This window comes from Flammeovirga sp. AWQ4_249, from assembly GCF_056161045.1.
Window position 1 is genome coordinate 14122 of sequence record NZ_JBSWYJ010000057.1, and the last position, 17351, is coordinate 31472.

A 17351-nucleotide genomic window follows, 5' to 3' on the forward strand; every position below is an offset into this window, starting at 1 on the left:
TTGAAGTATATAACACTATGAACAATCAAAGACCTTTATCGGTACTATGTGTTTCTTGCTACTTTAAAGGTGAAGATTTTCTTCGCGGAGTAAAAGAAACAGGTGCGAAAGTAACCCTTTTAACTGTAAAAGATTTAGAAAATCAAGCTTGGCCAAAAGAAGATATCGATGAGATGATCTTTGCTGGACAAACTCCTGCTGACTGGAATTACGAACATGTAATCAAAGGTTTAGCGTATAAATTTAGAGAAGAACCTTTCGATGTAATTGTTGCATTAGATGATTTTGATGTCGAAAAAGCAGCCTATTTAAGAGAGCATTTCAGAATAGCTGGAATGGGACAAACTACTGTTCGTCACTTTAGAGATAAATTGGGAATGAGAATGAAAGCTAAAGATCTAGCTTTACCAATTCCTCAATTTACTGGATTATTCAGTAATGACATGATTCATGATTTCCTAAATAATGTAGAAGGTCCTTGGTTAATCAAACCAAGATCTGAAGCTTCTGCTTCTGGAATTCAAAAGGTAAATACGCCTCAAGAATTTTGGGATGCTGTAAATGGCTTAGGTGATGAAAGAGATGATTTCTTGGCTGAAGCATTTAGACCTGGAGATGTTTTTCATGTAGATAGCTTATCACTTGATGGTAAAATTATCTTCACTCGTGCTCATAAGTATATGAATACACCTATGGAAGTTGCTCATGATGGTGGTGTGTTCAGAACACATACTATGGACCATAAATCTAAAGAAACTAAAGAACTTTTAAAGCTTAATGAAAAGTTATTAAAAGGTTTCGGATTAAAACATGGTGCCTCACATTCTGAATTTATTAAGGATCATGCCACTGGTGAGTTTATCTTCTTAGAAACAGCTTCAAGAGTTGGTGGTGCTAACATTGCTGAAATGTTAGAAGCTTCTTCAGGAATTAATTTATGGAGAGAATGGGCGAAATTAGAAGTAGCAGTTGCTCAAGGTGAAAAATATAAGTTACCTAAAGAAAGAAAAGAATATTCAGGTATTATTGTCTCTTTAGCGAAACAAGAATGGCCTTCAATGGACCATTACAATAACGATGAAGTGGTTTGGAGAATGAACAAACAATACCATGCAGGTGTTGTCGTTTCTTCTAAACAACAAAATAAGGTATTGGAATTACTAGAAGAATATGCTACACGTTTCTACTCAGATTTCTTCGCTACAATGCCTTCTACTAGAGATAGACCAGCTGTTTAAATTTTTGACACAAACAAACGAAAAATACAATAATGAGAAGACATATTGGAGGGTGGCATAGCCCAAGATTAAATAAATGGATGGACATTGTATCTTATGGTCATTATGGTCCAGCATTATTATTATTTCCTACTGCTGCTGCAGATTTTTTAGAATATGAAAGGTTTCATTTAATTGATTCTCTTAAACCATTTATTGATGCAGGTAAATTAAAAGTTTACTCAATTAATAGTATTAATACTGAATCTTGGATGAACAATCAAATGCATCCGAGACATAAAGCTGAGCGTCAAGAAACTTTTAATCATTATATCTATGATGAAGTAATTCCTTATATTTTCAATGATTGTGGAGGACATACTCCTATTATTCTATCAGGGGCTTCTTTTGGTGCTTTACACTCTGCGAATATTTTCTTTAAGCGTCCTGATTTATTCTGGGGATTAATTGCTATGAGTGGTGATTATCAATTACATTCTTATACAAAAGGATATTCTGATGATCTAACTTTCTTTAATTCACCATTATCATATATGCCAGGATGGAATGATCCACATATCATTGATCAATTAAAGAGAAAAAATATTGTATTGGCAACTGGTCAAGGAAATCATGAAAAACCATCTGCTGCTATTGAACTTTCACATGTAATTAATGCAAAAGGAGTTCATAATCATCTAGAAGTTTGGGGTCAAGACATTCATCACGACTGGCCTACATGGAGACAAATGCTTCCACATTTCTTAGGAAATTGGTTTGTTCATTAATATAAAAAAATGGAGAGTTGAATTTTATCTACTCTCCATTTTTTTTAAGATGAATATCTAATTATTCTCTATGTAATTATTGTTGATTGGTTCCATAAAAAGTGTGTTTTTCTAGATACCAATTGGTTTCACTATTCTTGTTGGATTCACCCTCTTCTAAAAGATCCCCCAAAGTTTTATCACCAGAGCCTCTTGTTCTTACTCCATCTTGATTAAAAATAGACATATCTGATATGGCTCTCGATGTACTTAACATCAGAATATTATCTGTTGTAAATGGAGCTGAAACACTTAACAAGTCAGGGTAACCAATTAATGTTTCTTTCTTGTAATCTCCATTTGAATACTTCATTAATTGTTCCGTATTATTTTCAACATTAGCATTTGAAGATGGAAATAATAATTTCATTGCTCCATCATCTGTCAAAAGGAATATATATAAATAACGATCTTCCATATTCCAATTTTCCAAAAGGTTTTCATCTGTATACAAAGCCAATCCATACTCCTCTCCTTCAATTAATGCTCCCTGATTAATCAACTCTCCATTTGAGTTTTTTCTTAAAGCAAACTTATAGGGGAAATTTGCATTATTTGAAGGCACATCCATAGTCAACCAACTTTTCAACTCACCAAGTCTTTCAGCATAATTGGTTAATGGAAAAATTCGTTGAGGTCCTACCCAATCCGTTTCAGAAGGTAATGGATTTTGAATGTCATTTTCAACAGCCGCATAACGAATCCAAGAATATTGGAGTTCGTTTTTACTGTTATATCGACCTATTAATTTATAATCATATTTCTCATCGACCTTCACCAATTCGATTTTAGGCTGAGTCGATAATTCTCCATTCAATTCTTGAAAAACAGCTGTAGTAGCAGGAATTTCTAAGAAGACCTTATTCTTTTTAACATCTAATTTTGCTAAAATCTTTTTAATTTTCTCTTGTGTTGGGATATTTTCACCAAAATTGAAAGACTCGCTTTGATTATAATATCCTTTCCATTTACCATCCTGTTTTCTTATGATTAATCCTACTTTTTCTTCATAAGGAGTAAGAGTTGATATATTTTCATGATTGAGAAGAATAGCTAACTCTTTCAGAGCGTCAATTTCTATATCTGTAATTCCGTTATCTCCAATATTAAGTTTTAATCTGTTTTTGTTATAAGGAGCCCATTTTATCACTTTCACAAGATCTCCTTCTTTCAGATTTTTCTCTCCCTCTATTACTTTAGCATAGCTACCATTTATACCATATAGAGAAATTACTTCAAGAGTGATCCCTCTTTTCTCACTATATAATTGTGTACCAGGAACAATTCCAACCGCACTCCCTCCATCTAGATTTACTTTATATCGATTTTCAGCATCAATAACACCGATTTGCACTCCAATTGTAGGATCAGAAACTCCTCCAAAAAGAGGTGCTTTTCTTCTTTCTTCATCACCCTCAACTACTGGATCTTGACGAGGAACAGCATTATACATAATGATTGAATTTACTCTTTTGAATATATCCTCAGCCGATTCATTAGCTGAACTCATTTGCATCGCTTTCATTAAAGCATAGGTAAATACCCCATGTGATTGTCCTCGACTATCTTTGTATTCTTTTGCTAATTGATAATCTTGAGCCGCTGATATTACTAAAGCACCTCTTTCAGCTGCAGAAGTTTGTTTTGTAAAGGTTTGGTTCAAATCAATTTCACTTACAGGCACATATCTTGATTGTAATGCATTCAAATCAATTTTCCCTCTTGTTCCGGACCCACTAAAACAATTATCAAAAATTACAGTTAGTTGAACTTCTTTATCCATTAATTGATTTAGTAAAGCATTTATTTCCACATCAAGTAAATACTCTTCAGTTCTGAGAACATCAGAAGGAACAATTGCTTCATGCTTTTTATCTAATTCATAAAAACGAGAATTTTTGATTTGTGCTCCATGTCCCGCATAATAAACACAAATTTGATCCCCTTTTTTTGCATTCTTAATAAGTTGATTGAATGATTTTAAAATTGACTTTTTTGTAGTCGTTTTAGGTGAAACTAGTAAGGTTAGATCTTTTGTATTGAATCCATATTTTGATTTCAATAAATTATACATTGCTGAAGCATCATTTACAGCTCCATCTAAATCTTGCCATTCTGCAAATCTTTCTTTATCTGAATCGTAATAGTGGTCAATACCAATTAATAGGGCTTTTTTTCCAGCTGAATATGTAAGTTGACTGAAAGTGAGTAAACAAAAAAACAAAAAGTATTTTTTTAGTTTCATTCTCATTAATTTTTTTATATTTATTGTATTATACAACGTATTTATATTAAAAATATATTATTTTGCGTTAATACTAAAAATGTAATTATTAGATAACTAATATAACATCTTTTTTTTATACCAACACTACAATATTTTTTGTATGCGACTATTAAGCTTATTACTCTTTTTACTGCAATTATCCTTTATCCCTTCGCAAGCACAAACAATAGCCCCATCTGTTAACCTAGACGAGCTTGTTGAACAATTGACGATTGATCGTCATACGGAAATCTTTATGGATTCTGAAGATACTGAATTTGCTAAAATTAAAGAAGATCCAAGTAATTACTTTCAACCTTATACGAAAGATCTAAACTTTGGTTTCTTGGACAAAACTTTATGGCTAAAAATTCCATTAGAACATGGTTTAAAAGCAAATAAAAACTGGTACTTCGAAGTTGCCAATCCTAACCTTGATTATCTTAAAGTATATCTTATCGAAGAGGGAAAAAAGAATTATATTTCATGGGAATTAGGAGATCAATTTCAATTTAATTCAAGAGTAATCAATCATAGAAACTTTGTTGTTCCATTTGAATTAAAGAAAGAGACGAATTATAATATTTATCTAAAGGTAAAATCAAGTAATGGCATTAATTTACCATTAGGTATCTACACAGGAGATTCATTTTTAGAAAGAAGTTTATATACTGAGCTTGTCTATGGTTTGTATTTTGGTATTATTCTAATAATGGTACTTTACAATCTTATGATCTTTTTCTCGCTAAAAGACATTAATTACTTCTTGTATGTACTTCCTATTGTTGCTAATGTTATTTTCTTTTCAAGTGAAAGTGGACATAATTTTCAATATTTACATCAATGGAGTACTGTACTTCAAAAATATGTCGGCCCCTTATCAATAAGTTTCTGGATCATTACTTCCTCACTTTTTACTTTATCATTTTTAAAAGTAAAGAACTATTCTACCATTATATATGGGTTACTTTGGGGCATGATTGTTTTAGGAATTTTATTATGTGCTTACACATTCATTGGAAGTTATCAGAGTGTTATTGGAATAGCGAATAAAGCAACATCATTAAATGCAATTCTACTTATATTTTCAGGTTTATATATTTATCGAAAAGGAAATAAGTTTGCCAGATATTTCATATTGGCTTGGGCCTTTTTCACTACTTCTATCATAGTACATACATTAACAACAGAAGGGGTATTAGCAGCAAATATTTTAACCTCAAATTCACTTGCGTTTGGTACAATTATGGAAATCATGGGGCTTTCTTTAGCTTTGAGTGATAAATATAAATTTATACAAGAAGACACTGAAAAAGTTCAAGAATCCTTAATTAAACAACAAGAAAAAGATAGAAAAACACTCGAAAGACGTGTAAAGGAAAGAACTAGACAGTTAGACAGAGTTTCTCAGGAAACAGATAGATATACGCGTAAAATTGAAGAAGCATATGGTGAAATTCAATCAATGAATGCCTCTCTAGAGAAACAAAATAATGAAATTGAATTTCAGAAAAAGGAACTTTCAAAGAAAAATGATAAAATCACAGCATCGATTAACTATGCTCAAAGAATTCAAAATGCAATTTTACCAAGTATAGATGCTATTCAAGCTTCTTTTTCAGATTCTTTTGTTTTATTCAAGCCAAAAGATATTGTATCCGGTGACTTTTATTGGCATTATGATACGCCGACTCATGCATTTATTGCAGCTATTGATTGTACTGGTCATGGTGTACCAGGAGCCTTCATGTCAATGATTGGAGAACGTCTTTTAAAGCAAATTGTTATTGCTGATAGGACAACAGATCCAGGGTTGATTCTAGATTTATTAAATCACTATATTAAAGTTGAATTGCATAAACCTGGCGAAGGTAAAAGAGCATTGAAAGATGGTATGGATATGTGTATGTGTGTTTATGAAAAACAAAACTCAGTGCTTAAATTTGCAGGTGCAAAAAATCCTTTATATTACATTGCCCATAACCAATTCGAAAGAATTAAAGGCGATAAATTTAGTATTGGATCTGCTAATTCAGATGATTTCAAATACGAAACACACAAAATTGAAGTAAAATCATCTACCTTCTTTTACATCGCATCAGATGGTTATCAAGACCAATTTGGCGGCCCGATTAACCGTAAAATTGGTGGTAAAAAGTTCCGCGAGCTTTTAGATATGATTCATAAATTACCAACTGATAAACAAGTTTTTGCCCTTGAGCAATTCTTGGAAAGATGGATGAACGGTGAAAATAAAAAGGAAAATCAAATTGATGACATTTTAGTCATTGGATTCCAGCTTAAACCTTAAATAAAACGATGTCAAGATTAATTTTATCACTAATTTTTTTAACTCTACTATCTAATTTTTCTTATGGTCAATGGAAAAATGAAAACCTTAAAGGAAAATGGATTGGTACTGCTGACTTTGATTTATATCCTGATTTAATGTTTGTAGATATAGACTCATTAATCAAGGTTAAATTATTTTACCATCAAGAAGAAACTGATAAATTAAGTAATTTCACAGAAACATCAGATTCTTTAAAGTTTATCATTGACACTCCATCAATGGCTGCTTCTTATAGAGGAGAAATTTTAAATGATTCTACAATCATGGGTAAATTTCAAGTCGGTTATAAAGAATTTGATTGTAATTTGATTCGACTGTCTCCTATAAATATTGAAGATTTAGGTAATTTATTAGGCTATTTTAGTTTTGAAGATGGAAGAATTATACAAATTGAACCCTTTTATATCGATGGCTCTATTAACCCTTTAAGTGTTCTTGATTTTAAGAACGGTAAACAAAGAATTTTATACCCTACTTATAAGGACGAAAGACAAATTACTTTTGCAGCTGGTCCGAAAATGGCCTCCTCATTCCCTACTGATTTTACAGTAACGCTGTATAAAAATGAATTTGGTGAAGCGGAAAGATTACAATTGGACTCCTATGTTGAAGGAACTTCTTTAAAAGAAGGAAAGCGTCTTCAAGAATTAAGCAACTTCAAAGACATCTCAATTAAGAATGATGATGTTCAAATTGAAGGTACATTGACTTATCCAAATATAGAAGATAAAGATATTCCATTGGTGATTTATGTTCCTGGTGCAGGTGAACAGTTTAGAGGTGGAATGTTTGATGAATATATTAGAACACTACCTTATTATGGAATCGCTACATTTGTTTATGACAAAAGAGGTTGTGGGGTATCTACCGGAGATCGTAATTCTTCTGATTTCAATGATTTAGCAAACGATCTTAAAAAAGTCATTCAGAAACTTAAAAAGCAGAAAAGAATCGATGAAGATAGAATTGGTCTTGTGGGATTTGATCAAGCAGGATACATTATGCCTGTCGCTGCCGCAAATAATGATGATATTAAATTTATTGTAAATATATCTGGTGCTGTTTCTAAATTTGTTGACCAAGAAAAACAAGGGTTAAAAAAGAGATTAATTGCCGATCAATTTACTGAAAATGATGTGGATATAACTTTAGCTTATCAGGATGAATTAATGAAATATTTAGCTTCAGGTGAAAAAACTAAAGAACTTCTAGACGCTCAAGATAAGATTCTCATAACCCCTATGATTGAATATGTAACTCGACTTGATGAAGAAGATCATATTAAATGGTGGAAGAGATATTATGATTATGACGCAAAAGAGGCTTGGGAAAAAGTCAATGTTCCAATTTTGACATTATATGGAGAAAAAGATAATTTATTAGATCCCCATTTTAACAAAGAAAGAATTGAAACATTTAAAAATTCGGCTAATTTTGATGTTCGTATTTTACCAAATATGAATCATCTTCTTATTAAGGCTGGTAATCGCGGTGACGTACAGCTAACTGAAATTGAAGGTTATTATCCTTTCCTTTTTAAAACCATCAATGAATGGATTGGTGAAAAGGTTGGATTGATTAAATAAAAAAAAGGTGATTATTGAAGTAATAATCACCCTTTTTTGTCAATATTTTTTATTCCCAAACACCATTACTCATGGTTAATATTTCAGGCTCTTTATCTGTAACTAAAATTGTATGCTCGTGCTGAGTAACAAATCCACCTTTATTCCCCACAAGGGTCCATCCATCTTCACCTTTTTCCACAGCAAGTGTTGATTTTGTAGCAATGAATGTTTCAATAGCAACAGTTGTATCTTTTTTGAATCTATTTTTATTTGATTTCACTTCAAAATTAAGAATATCGTCTGGTGCTTCATGAAGACTTCTTCCAACACCGTGACCTGCTAAATTCTTAATTACTTTAAAACCTCTTTTTCTTGCTTCCGATTCGATCAATCTTCCTACTTCAGAGATCTTAACTCCTTTTTTAATTTTGTAAATAACATGCTTAAGAATATCTTTTGATGCATCTACTAAAGGTTGAAGGTTTTGAATATCTTCACCAACAATAAAAGATTTACCATTATCAGCCCAATATCCATCAAGTTCTGCCGAAACATCAATATTAATTAAATCTCCTTCTTTAATAATTATATCCTCAGAAGGAATACCATGTGCAGCTACTTCATTTACACCAATACAAGTAAACCCAGGAAATTTATAGGTCTCATATGGAGCTGATTTCGCACCATATTGTCTTAATAATTCAGCACCATATTGATCAATTTCTTTCGTTGTTTTACCAACTGCAGTAAATTCGACCATTTGACGAAGAGTTTCAGCCACTGCTTCACTGGCTTTTCTCATCCCCTGTAAATCTTCTTCTGTTTTAACTATCATAATGTTTTTTGACTGATAAGGTTATAGACTTTAATGCTATACTGCAAAGATGAATGATTTCTCTTAAAATCAGAAAGATAGAAAACTATATTAAGATTAAATCATAAAGAAACCAAAAAAGGCTTTCCTAATCGAAATTAGAAAAGCCTTTTAAGGAAAAAACTCAAGTGATAAGATTGCTGCCTAACGGCAGTAAATTCTTAAACTTATTATATTATGCAGAAACTACTTCTAATGTAATTTCGTGCTGAACTTCTTTGTGAAGATCAAGGACAGCTTTGTACTCACCTAACATACGGATCTCAGAAGAGAAACCGATACGCTTACGGTCAATATCATATCCTTCAGCTTTAAGAGCATCAGCAACTTGTAAAGGAGTAACCGCACCGAAGATTTTACCACTTTCACCTGCTTTAGCAGTAAGTGTAAGAGATAATTCACCGATTTTTGCAGCTAAAGCCTCAGCATCTTGCTTGATTTTCTCAAGTTTGTGAGCTGCTTGTTTGATCTCCTCGTTTCTCATGCTAATGTTAGCTTCAGTAGCTAATTTAGCGAAACCTTGAGGGATCAAATAGTTTCTACCGTATCCAGGTTTAACGTTAACGATATCGTTTTTGTAACCTAAACCTTTGATATCTGTTTTTAAAATTACTTCCATTTTAGAAAAATTTTTTAATATCTAATTCGAGATTACTTTAAACCGTCTGCTACGTAAGGTAGAAGAGCTAATTGACGAGCACGTTTTACTGATGTAGCAATTTTCTTTTGGAATTTTTGCGAGTTACCAGTGATACGACGAGGTAAAATTTTACCTTGCTCGTTTAAGAATTTTAATAAGAATTCAGGATCCTTGTAGTCGATGTATTTCACACCGTACTTTGTGAAGCGGCAGTACTTTTTAGTACGCTCTTGCTTTCTGTGTAGAGGTTCGTTTTGGAGACTCATTATGCTGTTTTTTCTTCAGTTTCAGATTTTTTTGCCCACTCACCGTTTCTTCTTCTTTCGTTGAAGTTAACACCGTGCTTGTCTAAAGACACAGTTAAGAAACGTAAGATGTTTTCATCACGCTTTAATTCTAATTCGAATTTAGCGATGATAGACGGATCTGCTTTGAATTCAAACAGATGGTAGTGCCCAGAAGTTTTCTTTGCAATTGGGTATGCCAACTTTTTAAGTCCCATATCTTCTGAAGAGTACACGTCTGCACCTGCACCTTTCAGATGATTTTCAAATTTAGCAATAGCCTCCGTGGTTTCGGAATCGGACAACACAGGTGTCACGATGAAGACTACTTCATAATGCTTTAATGCCATTTTTAAAATAATTTTGAAAAATTCAAAAATTTCAATCCCGAACACAATTCGGGTCTGCAAAAGTAAGAATTTATTATTTCAAACCCAATTATTTTCTCTATGTCATTAATCGCTTAACAAGAATTTACAGAATTACCTTAATAAAGACTTAATTTTCTTCTCTAAAGGCTCTCTTTTTATTCCTTTTCCAATGATTACCATCTTATTCGTACGTGGTTCATTTCCCCAAGAAGTACCAATATTAATCTTTGATTCGTTACGAACACCTTGAATAATCACCTTATGTTCCTCTCCTTTTATATTAAAGATTCCTTTAAATCTATAGATCACTTCAAATTGTAATTGAAACAAAACCGACAACCACATTTCTAATTTCATTGGATCAACTTCACCTTCAAAAGTAAATGAATGAGAAGTTACTTCTCCGTGTGCATGTTGATGTTGTGATGGAACAAAACTACTTCTCTCAATTACTTTTTCAGGATCAAAAGAATTTAGTTGTAAAATATCTTTTTGAATAACTTCACCATTGTAATTCTTCTCAATCAAAGCTAATGGATTCATCAACTTTAGATGGAAAGATACTTTTTTGATTTGTTCTTCATCAGAAAGATCACATTTAGAAAGAACTATGAGGTCACTAAAAGCAATTTGTTTTGCAGCAACATCATTATCTTGAAGTGAATCCTCCAAAAACATTGTATCAGCAATACAAATACAAGCATTTAGTTCAAAGAATCTAGAAATTGCAGGATCTCCTACAAAGGCTGCTGCAATAGCACTTGGTTCAGCAATTCCTGTTGTTTCTATCAATAAGTGATCTATTTCTTTTCCTGAGTTTAATAACTTATGTAGAACTTCTCTTAATTCGCCATTTAAACTACAGCAAATACAACCATTAGCTAGTTCAAAAATATCTTCTTGATTATCGACGATTAACCCTCCATCAATACCTACTTCACCAAACTCATTTTCAATGATAGCAAACTTAGTATCGTTATATTTATTTATCAGGTTGTTGAGAAAAGTGGTTTTCCCTGCACCTAAAAAGCCTGTTATTAATGTTACTTTAATCATAGTTTCACAAAAAACGTGATTTGTTGATTAATATAAAAGAAATCACTTATACTACATTAGTAAACTACTGATTATCAATTTATATTTTCACAAACAATAGAAACCAATTTAAAATCATTAAATTTTCTTCACAAAATCCAATGCAACTAAAAAGGTAACTTAAATCATTTTCCTTATATTTGTATGTTTTGTGAATTAAAAATTACAGTTTAATCTTTCACCATGAAAATCAGAAAGGCGTATAGTTTTGATGATGTATTGATCGTACCAAAGTACAACACCATCAAATCTCGTAGAGATGTTAGTTTTAGAACTAAAGTTACTAAGAATCACCACATCGATATTCCAATTTTAATTGCAAATATGGACACAGTATGTGAAAGCAACATGTGTATCGCGGTAGGTAGACTTGGTGGTTTAGGTGTTCTTCATCGTTTCTTAACAATCGAAGAGCAAGCTGACGAAGTTAAAAAAGTTAAAGCGGAAGGCCTTTTATGTGCAGCAGCTTTAGGTATCAAAGATTACGAAGAAAGATTAGCAGCATTAGCAAAAGCTAAAGTTGATATTATCGTGCTTGATATTGCACATGGTCATTCAGAAATGACAAAAGACACACTATTATTCATCAAGAAGAATTACCCAAATATTGATGTAATGGTAGGTAATATTGCAACTAGAGATGCAGCAGTTGACTTCCTTGAGTGGGGTGCTGATGCTTTAAAAGTTGGAATTGGACCAGGTTCAATGTGTACTACGCGTATCATGACTGGTTCAGGAGTTCCTCAATTAACTGCTATTGATGATGTCTATCAAGCTGTTGGAAATCGTATTCCAATTTGTGCAGATGGTGGTATCAAACAACCTGGTGATGTTGTAAAAGCAATTGGTGTAGGCGCTGATAACGTAATGGTTGGTTCAATTGTTTCTGGTACAGATGAAGCACCAGGTGAATTAATCACTACTACTGAAGGAAAATTTAAAACTTATCGTGGTATGGCATCATTTGATGCTGCAATCAGTAAGTTGAAAAAAGACAATAAAAAATCAAGAGAAGTTATTTCTGTTGAAGGTGAAAAAACTCTTGTTCCTTACAAAGGGCCAGTTGAACCTATCATTAAGAAATATTTAGGAGGTCTTGCTTCGGGTATGACTTACCAAGGTGCAACGTCTCTTGAGCAAATGAAAGGTGAAGTAGAATTTGTTGAAATGACAACTTCTGGACTTTATGAGTCAAAAGCTCATGGTGTACGCAACTAACATTTCATTTAGATAGGAATATAAAAAAACGCCTTGCAGATTAATTTTTGCAAGGCGTTTTTATTTATTAATGAGAAGCTTAGTTCATAGCTGAATTAATTTTCTCTAATAAAGCTTCAGTATCTGAAGCGTCTTGACCAGCTTCTTTTGCTAAGGCAATACTTTTTTCAGCAGCATCTTTTGCAGCATCGTATTTCTCCAAAGCAAATAAAATATTAGCCTTTGAATCAACATTAGCAAAGCTCTCTTTTAGTTGTACCGAACGATTAATCCAAGTTAATGCCTTTTTCATATACTTTGTCTCTACTTCCATTTTGAAGAAAGTCCAAGCATAAGAATTTAACATGCTGCTTAATCTTTCTGGTGAAACATCAGCTGACATTGCTATCGTTTTATCAATATTTAATGACGCTTGAGCAATATCGTTCTTTTTCAAAGCATAACTTACCGAGTATTGTGCTACAGTTTTTTCACTTACACTTTCAGGAAGTTTTTCCTTAATTATAGCAATTGCTTCATTCCACTTTGTTTCATCCAATTCAGAAGCTCTTAAAATAGGACTAATTAAATTACCAGCCATTCTAGTATAAGCACTCTCCACGTTACCTTTATCAGCATTTACTTTTGGTAAATAATCTAATACTGGACTATTTAAATCAGATAAATACGCTGCTAAAACAATTGTTTCACTCACTTCCGTTGATTGTAGATCTTCATCTGTTAGTAATTTCAACCATTGTGCTAAAGCCTCTTTATCTGCCTGATAAGCATTATATGTTGCTTTTACATAGTTAAAAATATCATCTTTTGAAGCATTAGATGCATTTGCTTTATTCTTTAAAGTCACCAATTGTTTTGTCGGATCTAAAGCATCTTTACCTAATTGAGCAAATTGAGGAGCTTGTAAAGCACCTACAGCTCTATGTACCAATTCACCTTCTGGAGACAAGAATAAAAGAGTTGGGTAAGCTTTTACCTCCCACAACTTTGCTAATTCAATACCTTCTCCTTTTTCCATATCAATTGCGATAGAAAGGTAACTTTCATTGAATACATCCCCTACTACTTTCTCTGGAAATACTTTCTTTTTTAAGAATTTACATGGACCGCACCATGTCGTATAAGCATCTACAAAAATATGCTTATTTGTTTTTTTTGCTTCAGCTTTAGCTTCATCCCAAGATCCCTCAAAAAAAGTAATTCCTTGAGCGAATAAAGAGAATGTTAAAAACGACAACAACGCCGTTAATGTTAATTTTTTCATCTGTTTTATTTTAGATAGAAGTTTGAAAGGAATACAATAGATATTTAAAAAATCGAGTATTGTCTTAATATACCATTTTTAAAATTTGACCTGCCTAAGATAGTACATTTTTTTTAAAACCACGCAGATAAACTCACAGAGTAATTTCTTCCAGGTTCAGGTAGGTTTAATATTCTATATCTAGATAGATGTCTCATATAAACATTATCCGTTAGGTTATCTATTTTAAAGATGAGATTACCGTAAAGATTTTTCATTGTAAACCCGGTACCAATTTTTAGTCCCAATACATAATATCCATCTGTTGGAAGCTCATTTCTATCTACTCTTTTTTGGGCTTGTACTAATTCAGTATTAATTGAAGCAAAAGGTTTTGAAAAGAAGTTATGTCTAATTGGTGCTGTATATGTAAACTCAAATAATGAAGATAAAGGAGGAATAAAAGGAAAAGACCTATTCAAATCTATATTTTGGGCATATACGTATTCTGTAGCATTAGAGAACATAAGTGATTTTGTAATTTCCCAATTTAACATTAACTCATATCCTATAAAGTAACCTTCACCTTCTGTATATTTATAGATTTGACCTGCATCTGGTAATGGAGATGGATCACCACTTGCAGATAGGTAAATGTAATTTGAATAATAATTAAAATAAGGATTAAAACTCACTCCAAATTTATCTTTATCAATCGATAGATTAATGTCCCATTGATAGCCTTGTTCTGGATTTAAATCTGCATTTCCTTCTTCATGTCTAAAAGTACCATGATGCACACCATTAGAAGCTAGTTCGTTTGCAGTAGGTGCTCTAAAAGTTCTTGCAATATTCGTGTTAGCATAAATCAAATTGAACATTGTCCATTGCAAACCCAACGAACCCGTTACATTATAGTAATTATTATCAATATCTTCTGTTCTTACCCATGGTATTTCTGAACCTGGAGGATCTTTGAAGAATGGATCGGTATAACCTTCAGAATTAAAAGAGATATAATCAAATCTCAAGCCTCCTATAAAATTTAAATTATCAGAAATTGACAACCCTACCATTCCATAAGCACCAGCTGAATTTTGCACATAATTAGGTATTAAAAAATCAAAACCTCCTCTTGTATTTTGTTGATATTCATAACTGACACCAACTTCCCATTTATGTTTTTCTTTTTCAACATCAAAATGAATATTAGAGGTAAAGGTTTGTAAATCTAATGCATTGGCAACATTTCCATTTTCATCTACAGGTCTACCATGTCTAGTAGGATCCGATAATTCTTTTCTATTATTGTGTTGATAGCCAAAATCAGCCCATATTACACCTCCCCAAGTATCAATGTGAGAATTCCATGTTACCATTTGGTGAAAGATCTCTTGTCTTGGTACTTCTGGATTTCTTTCGTCTCCAAAACTATCAATCCAATCTTGAGTTGGCACCCCTGTTGCTCCAGGAAATAACCCTACAGTTTCATTAAATAGACTATAAGATAAACTACTTATCCATTTCTTACCTTCATAGCCAATTGTACCTTTCAATGACCCAATGTCTCCGCCTGTGTTGGCTAAAACTCCATCGTTGATTTTATATATTCTTCCAAGATAACTAAATTCATCGGCCGGAACTGTATAGTTTCCAAAATCTTCGTAGCCACCAGATAATTGATAGAAGATTTTATTCTTTTGAGCGTTTATTTTAAAATCACCACCAAAATATTGGTTATTACTTTTATAATTTAAGCTTGCACTACCTTCAATACTATTTTCTCCAAGTGGTTCTGGTGATTTCATTTTGATTACACCTCCTAACCCATCAGATCCATACTTTAAAGTTGCAGCTCCTTTCGCAATTTCAACTTCATCAACTGTAGATTGTCCAACCGACAAACCATGATCCATACCCCACTGTTGATCTTCCAACTTGATACCATCGACACTTACAACAACCCTTGCTCCTGCCATTCCTCTTACAGTTGGCTTAGAGATCCCTACACCTGTGCTGATATAAGAAACTCCCGCAGTCTTGGAAAGTGTCTCAGAGATTGTCGTTGCCCTTTGCGATTCTAGGGAATATGCATTAATACTAGATGTATTTAACCCTGATAAAGAAAGCTCTTCATGTCCATGTTCATGAACATCTACCACTTCCAATTCTTCCCACGCAGGCTTTAACTTGACAATAATTGCTTCATTTGAATTTACTTGAATTACCTGTTCTTGAAATCCAAGGAAATGAAACTTCAAATTTAATGATGATTGATTATTTGTAAATGAAAATCCACCTAATCTATCTGTCAGAACAATAACTTTTTCTTGATCTACGATACTTATACTCACACCTTCCAATGGTATTTTCGTTTCGTTGTCTAATACTTTCCCTCTAAAAAATTGCTCTTGAGCAGAGACAGTGAAGGCGATAGATAGAATTATATAGGTTAATATGACTTTCTGCAACATGCTTGCAAAAATATAAAAAAAGTAGAAGTATAATAACTAAATGATGTTTCAAGGTAAGAAAATACTATTAAAATGCCTATTACTAGATTGTTTTCATTGAAAAGAATATTGACTCTAGTAATACCAATTCATTTTCAAATAGACCATTATTAATTGAAGGTTCTTCAATATTTTTGTAAATCAATCAAAATACTATTCAAAATTATGTTTAAAAAAATTTTACAAACAGCTTCAAACCCAACTTTTATTATTATTAGATTAATGGTCGGCACAGTCTTTTTTTCTGAAGGTATTCAAAAATTTTTATTCCCTGCCATTCGAGGAGCTGGAAGATTTGAAAAAATTGGTTTACCTAATCCAGAGTTTTTAGGAAGTTTCGTTGGCTTTTTCGAAATAGTGTGTGGTTTAATGATCATTTTAGGTCTAATCACAAGATTAAATAGTTTGATCACTTTTGTAATCATGCTAGTTGCCATTTTTACTACTAAGATGGCTGTTTTAGAAAACGATGGTTTTTGGGTAATGATGCATGGTAGTCGCACGGACTGGTCTATGCTTTTAGGAAGCCTCTTCTTAATGATTAATGGAGGTGGTAAGTGGTCTATAGATCAAAAAATTTCTAAATAAACTCAAATTAAGAATATTTAATTGTTTAAAAAGCCATTTCACTAAAATACTGAAATGTTTTTTTTAGAAATAATTTTATGTAATATCAATATTTTATTTCATTCAATTTAAACGAGTTAAATTCTCCTTTACATTTTTTTACTAAAATTACTTATATAGGATTTGCACTTTAACAGCATACATACCATATTTGCACTCCGAAATGGCGAGGTAGCTCAGTTGGTTAGAGCGTCGGATTCATAACCCGGAGGTCACGAGTTCAACTCTCGTTCTCGCTACAAACAAACCCGTAAG

General features: G+C 32.5%; 14 protein-coding genes and 1 tRNA gene. 7 read left to right on the forward strand and 8 right to left on the reverse strand.

What is annotated here, in order from left to right; all coding sequences use genetic code 11:
* The first annotated feature begins 17 nt into the window (after positions 1–17).
* Both ACXAHM_RS23915 and ACXAHM_RS23920 read left to right on the forward strand, forming a co-directional pair.
* On the forward strand, positions 18–1238 hold the full coding sequence (locus ACXAHM_RS23915; RefSeq protein ID WP_474966001.1) for an ATP-grasp domain-containing protein: 1221 nt from the start codon (positions 18–20) through the stop codon (positions 1236–1238).
* Between the two features lie 32 nt (positions 1239–1270).
* Positions 1271–2005 carry an esterase family protein gene (locus ACXAHM_RS23920; protein ID WP_474966004.1) on the forward strand — a complete coding sequence of 245 codons (735 nt, stop codon included), beginning with the start codon at positions 1271–1273 and terminating at the stop codon, positions 2003–2005.
* A 76-nt stretch (positions 2006–2081) separates the two neighbouring features.
* Here the strand turns inward: ACXAHM_RS23920 and ACXAHM_RS23925 are convergent, their stop codons facing one another.
* Positions 2082–4289, reverse strand: coding sequence for a caspase family protein (locus tag ACXAHM_RS23925; RefSeq protein WP_474966007.1), 2208 nt, complete (start codon positions 4287–4289; stop codon positions 2082–2084).
* Between the two features lie 142 nt (positions 4290–4431).
* On the opposite strand from ACXAHM_RS23925, the gene ACXAHM_RS23930 reads away from it, so the two are divergent.
* Positions 4432–6621 (forward strand): 7TM diverse intracellular signaling domain-containing protein, encoded by a 2190-nt coding sequence (locus tag ACXAHM_RS23930; protein WP_474966009.1) that lies wholly within the window; start codon positions 4432–4434, stop codon positions 6619–6621.
* Between the two features lie 8 nt (positions 6622–6629).
* Positions 6630–8249, forward strand: a complete 1620-nt coding sequence (locus tag ACXAHM_RS23935) for an alpha/beta hydrolase family protein (RefSeq protein ID WP_474966011.1) — start codon at positions 6630–6632, stop codon at positions 8247–8249.
* Positions 8250–8298: 49 nt separating this feature from the next.
* Here the strand turns inward: ACXAHM_RS23935 and map are convergent, their stop codons facing one another.
* From map to ACXAHM_RS23960, 5 genes are all read right to left on the reverse strand, one after another.
* Positions 8299–9066 carry a type I methionyl aminopeptidase gene (gene map / locus ACXAHM_RS23940; RefSeq protein ID WP_474966013.1) on the reverse strand — a complete coding sequence of 256 codons (768 nt, stop codon included), beginning with the start codon at positions 9064–9066 and terminating at the stop codon, positions 8299–8301.
* Between the two features lie 214 nt (positions 9067–9280).
* Positions 9281–9724, reverse strand: a complete 444-nt coding sequence (gene rplI, locus ACXAHM_RS23945) for a 50S ribosomal protein L9 (RefSeq protein ID WP_474966015.1) — start codon at positions 9722–9724, stop codon at positions 9281–9283.
* 32 nt (positions 9725–9756) lie between these two features.
* Complete coding sequence (rpsR, locus tag ACXAHM_RS23950; protein WP_474966017.1) at positions 9757–10011, reverse strand: 30S ribosomal protein S18; 255 nt, start codon at positions 10009–10011, stop codon at positions 9757–9759.
* Positions 10011–10439, reverse strand: coding sequence for a 30S ribosomal protein S6 (gene rpsF / locus ACXAHM_RS23955; RefSeq protein WP_474966019.1), 429 nt, complete (start codon positions 10437–10439; stop codon positions 10011–10013). The genes rpsR and rpsF overlap by 1 nt, the downstream gene beginning before the upstream one ends.
* Before the next feature lie 72 nt (positions 10440–10511).
* Positions 10512–11456: a CobW family GTP-binding protein gene (locus ACXAHM_RS23960; protein ID WP_474966021.1), complete on the reverse strand. Its 945-nt coding sequence runs from the start codon at positions 11454–11456 to the stop codon at positions 10512–10514.
* Between the two features lie 222 nt (positions 11457–11678).
* On the opposite strand from ACXAHM_RS23960, the gene ACXAHM_RS23965 reads away from it, so the two are divergent.
* The gene (locus tag ACXAHM_RS23965) at positions 11679–12713 is read left to right on the forward strand and encodes a guanosine monophosphate reductase (RefSeq protein WP_474966023.1); all 1035 of its coding nucleotides are present in this window, start codon (positions 11679–11681) and stop codon (positions 12711–12713) included.
* A 79-nt stretch (positions 12714–12792) separates the two neighbouring features.
* Here ACXAHM_RS23965 and ACXAHM_RS23970 read toward each other — a convergent pair whose 3' ends face one another.
* Both ACXAHM_RS23970 and ACXAHM_RS23975 read right to left on the reverse strand, forming a co-directional pair.
* On the reverse strand, positions 12793–13977 hold the full coding sequence (locus ACXAHM_RS23970; RefSeq protein ID WP_474966026.1) for a thioredoxin family protein: 1185 nt from the start codon (positions 13975–13977) through the stop codon (positions 12793–12795).
* Positions 13978–14090: 113 nt separating this feature from the next.
* A complete protein-coding gene (locus tag ACXAHM_RS23975) occupies positions 14091–16430 on the reverse strand; it encodes a TonB-dependent receptor (RefSeq protein ID WP_474966029.1) in 2340 nt (779 codons plus the stop codon).
* A 204-nt stretch (positions 16431–16634) separates the two neighbouring features.
* On the opposite strand from ACXAHM_RS23975, the gene ACXAHM_RS23980 reads away from it, so the two are divergent.
* A complete protein-coding gene (locus tag ACXAHM_RS23980) occupies positions 16635–17057 on the forward strand; it encodes a DoxX family protein (RefSeq protein WP_474966032.1) in 423 nt (140 codons plus the stop codon).
* A gap of 204 nt (positions 17058–17261) precedes the next feature.
* Positions 17262–17335: transfer RNA gene (locus ACXAHM_RS23985), tRNA-Met, on the forward strand.
* Positions 17336–17351 lie beyond the last annotated feature (16 nt).

Excerpts from the sequence above, each read along its gene's own strand:
- ACXAHM_RS23965 (WP_474966023.1), top strand. The coding sequence starts at position 11,679 with ATGAAAATCAGAAAGGCGTATAGTTTTGATGATGTATTGATCGTACCA.
- ACXAHM_RS23930 (WP_474966009.1), top strand. The coding sequence starts at position 4,432 with ATGCGACTATTAAGCTTATTACTCTTTTTACTGCAATTATCCTTTATC.
- rpsR (WP_474966017.1), bottom strand. The coding sequence starts at position 10,011 with ATGAGTCTCCAAAACGAACCTCTACACAGAAAGCAAGAGCGTACTAAA.
- ACXAHM_RS23970 (WP_474966026.1), bottom strand. The coding sequence starts at position 13,977 with ATGAAAAAATTAACATTAACGGCGTTGTTGTCGTTTTTAACATTCTCT.
- ACXAHM_RS23960 (WP_474966021.1), bottom strand. The coding sequence starts at position 11,456 with ATGATTAAAGTAACATTAATAACAGGCTTTTTAGGTGCAGGGAAAACC.
- ACXAHM_RS23975 (WP_474966029.1), bottom strand. The coding sequence starts at position 16,430 with ATGTTGCAGAAAGTCATATTAACCTATATAATTCTATCTATCGCCTTC.
- ACXAHM_RS23925 (WP_474966007.1), bottom strand. The coding sequence starts at position 4,289 with ATGAAACTAAAAAAATACTTTTTGTTTTTTTGTTTACTCACTTTCAGT.
- ACXAHM_RS23915 (WP_474966001.1), top strand. The coding sequence starts at position 18 with ATGAACAATCAAAGACCTTTATCGGTACTATGTGTTTCTTGCTACTTT.
- ACXAHM_RS23920 (WP_474966004.1), top strand. The coding sequence starts at position 1,271 with ATGAGAAGACATATTGGAGGGTGGCATAGCCCAAGATTAAATAAATGG.
- ACXAHM_RS23935 (WP_474966011.1), top strand. The coding sequence starts at position 6,630 with ATGTCAAGATTAATTTTATCACTAATTTTTTTAACTCTACTATCTAAT.
- rplI (WP_474966015.1), bottom strand. The coding sequence starts at position 9,724 with ATGGAAGTAATTTTAAAAACAGATATCAAAGGTTTAGGTTACAAAAAC.
- ACXAHM_RS23980 (WP_474966032.1), top strand. The coding sequence starts at position 16,635 with ATGTTTAAAAAAATTTTACAAACAGCTTCAAACCCAACTTTTATTATT.
- map (WP_474966013.1), bottom strand. The coding sequence starts at position 9,066 with ATGATAGTTAAAACAGAAGAAGATTTACAGGGGATGAGAAAAGCCAGT.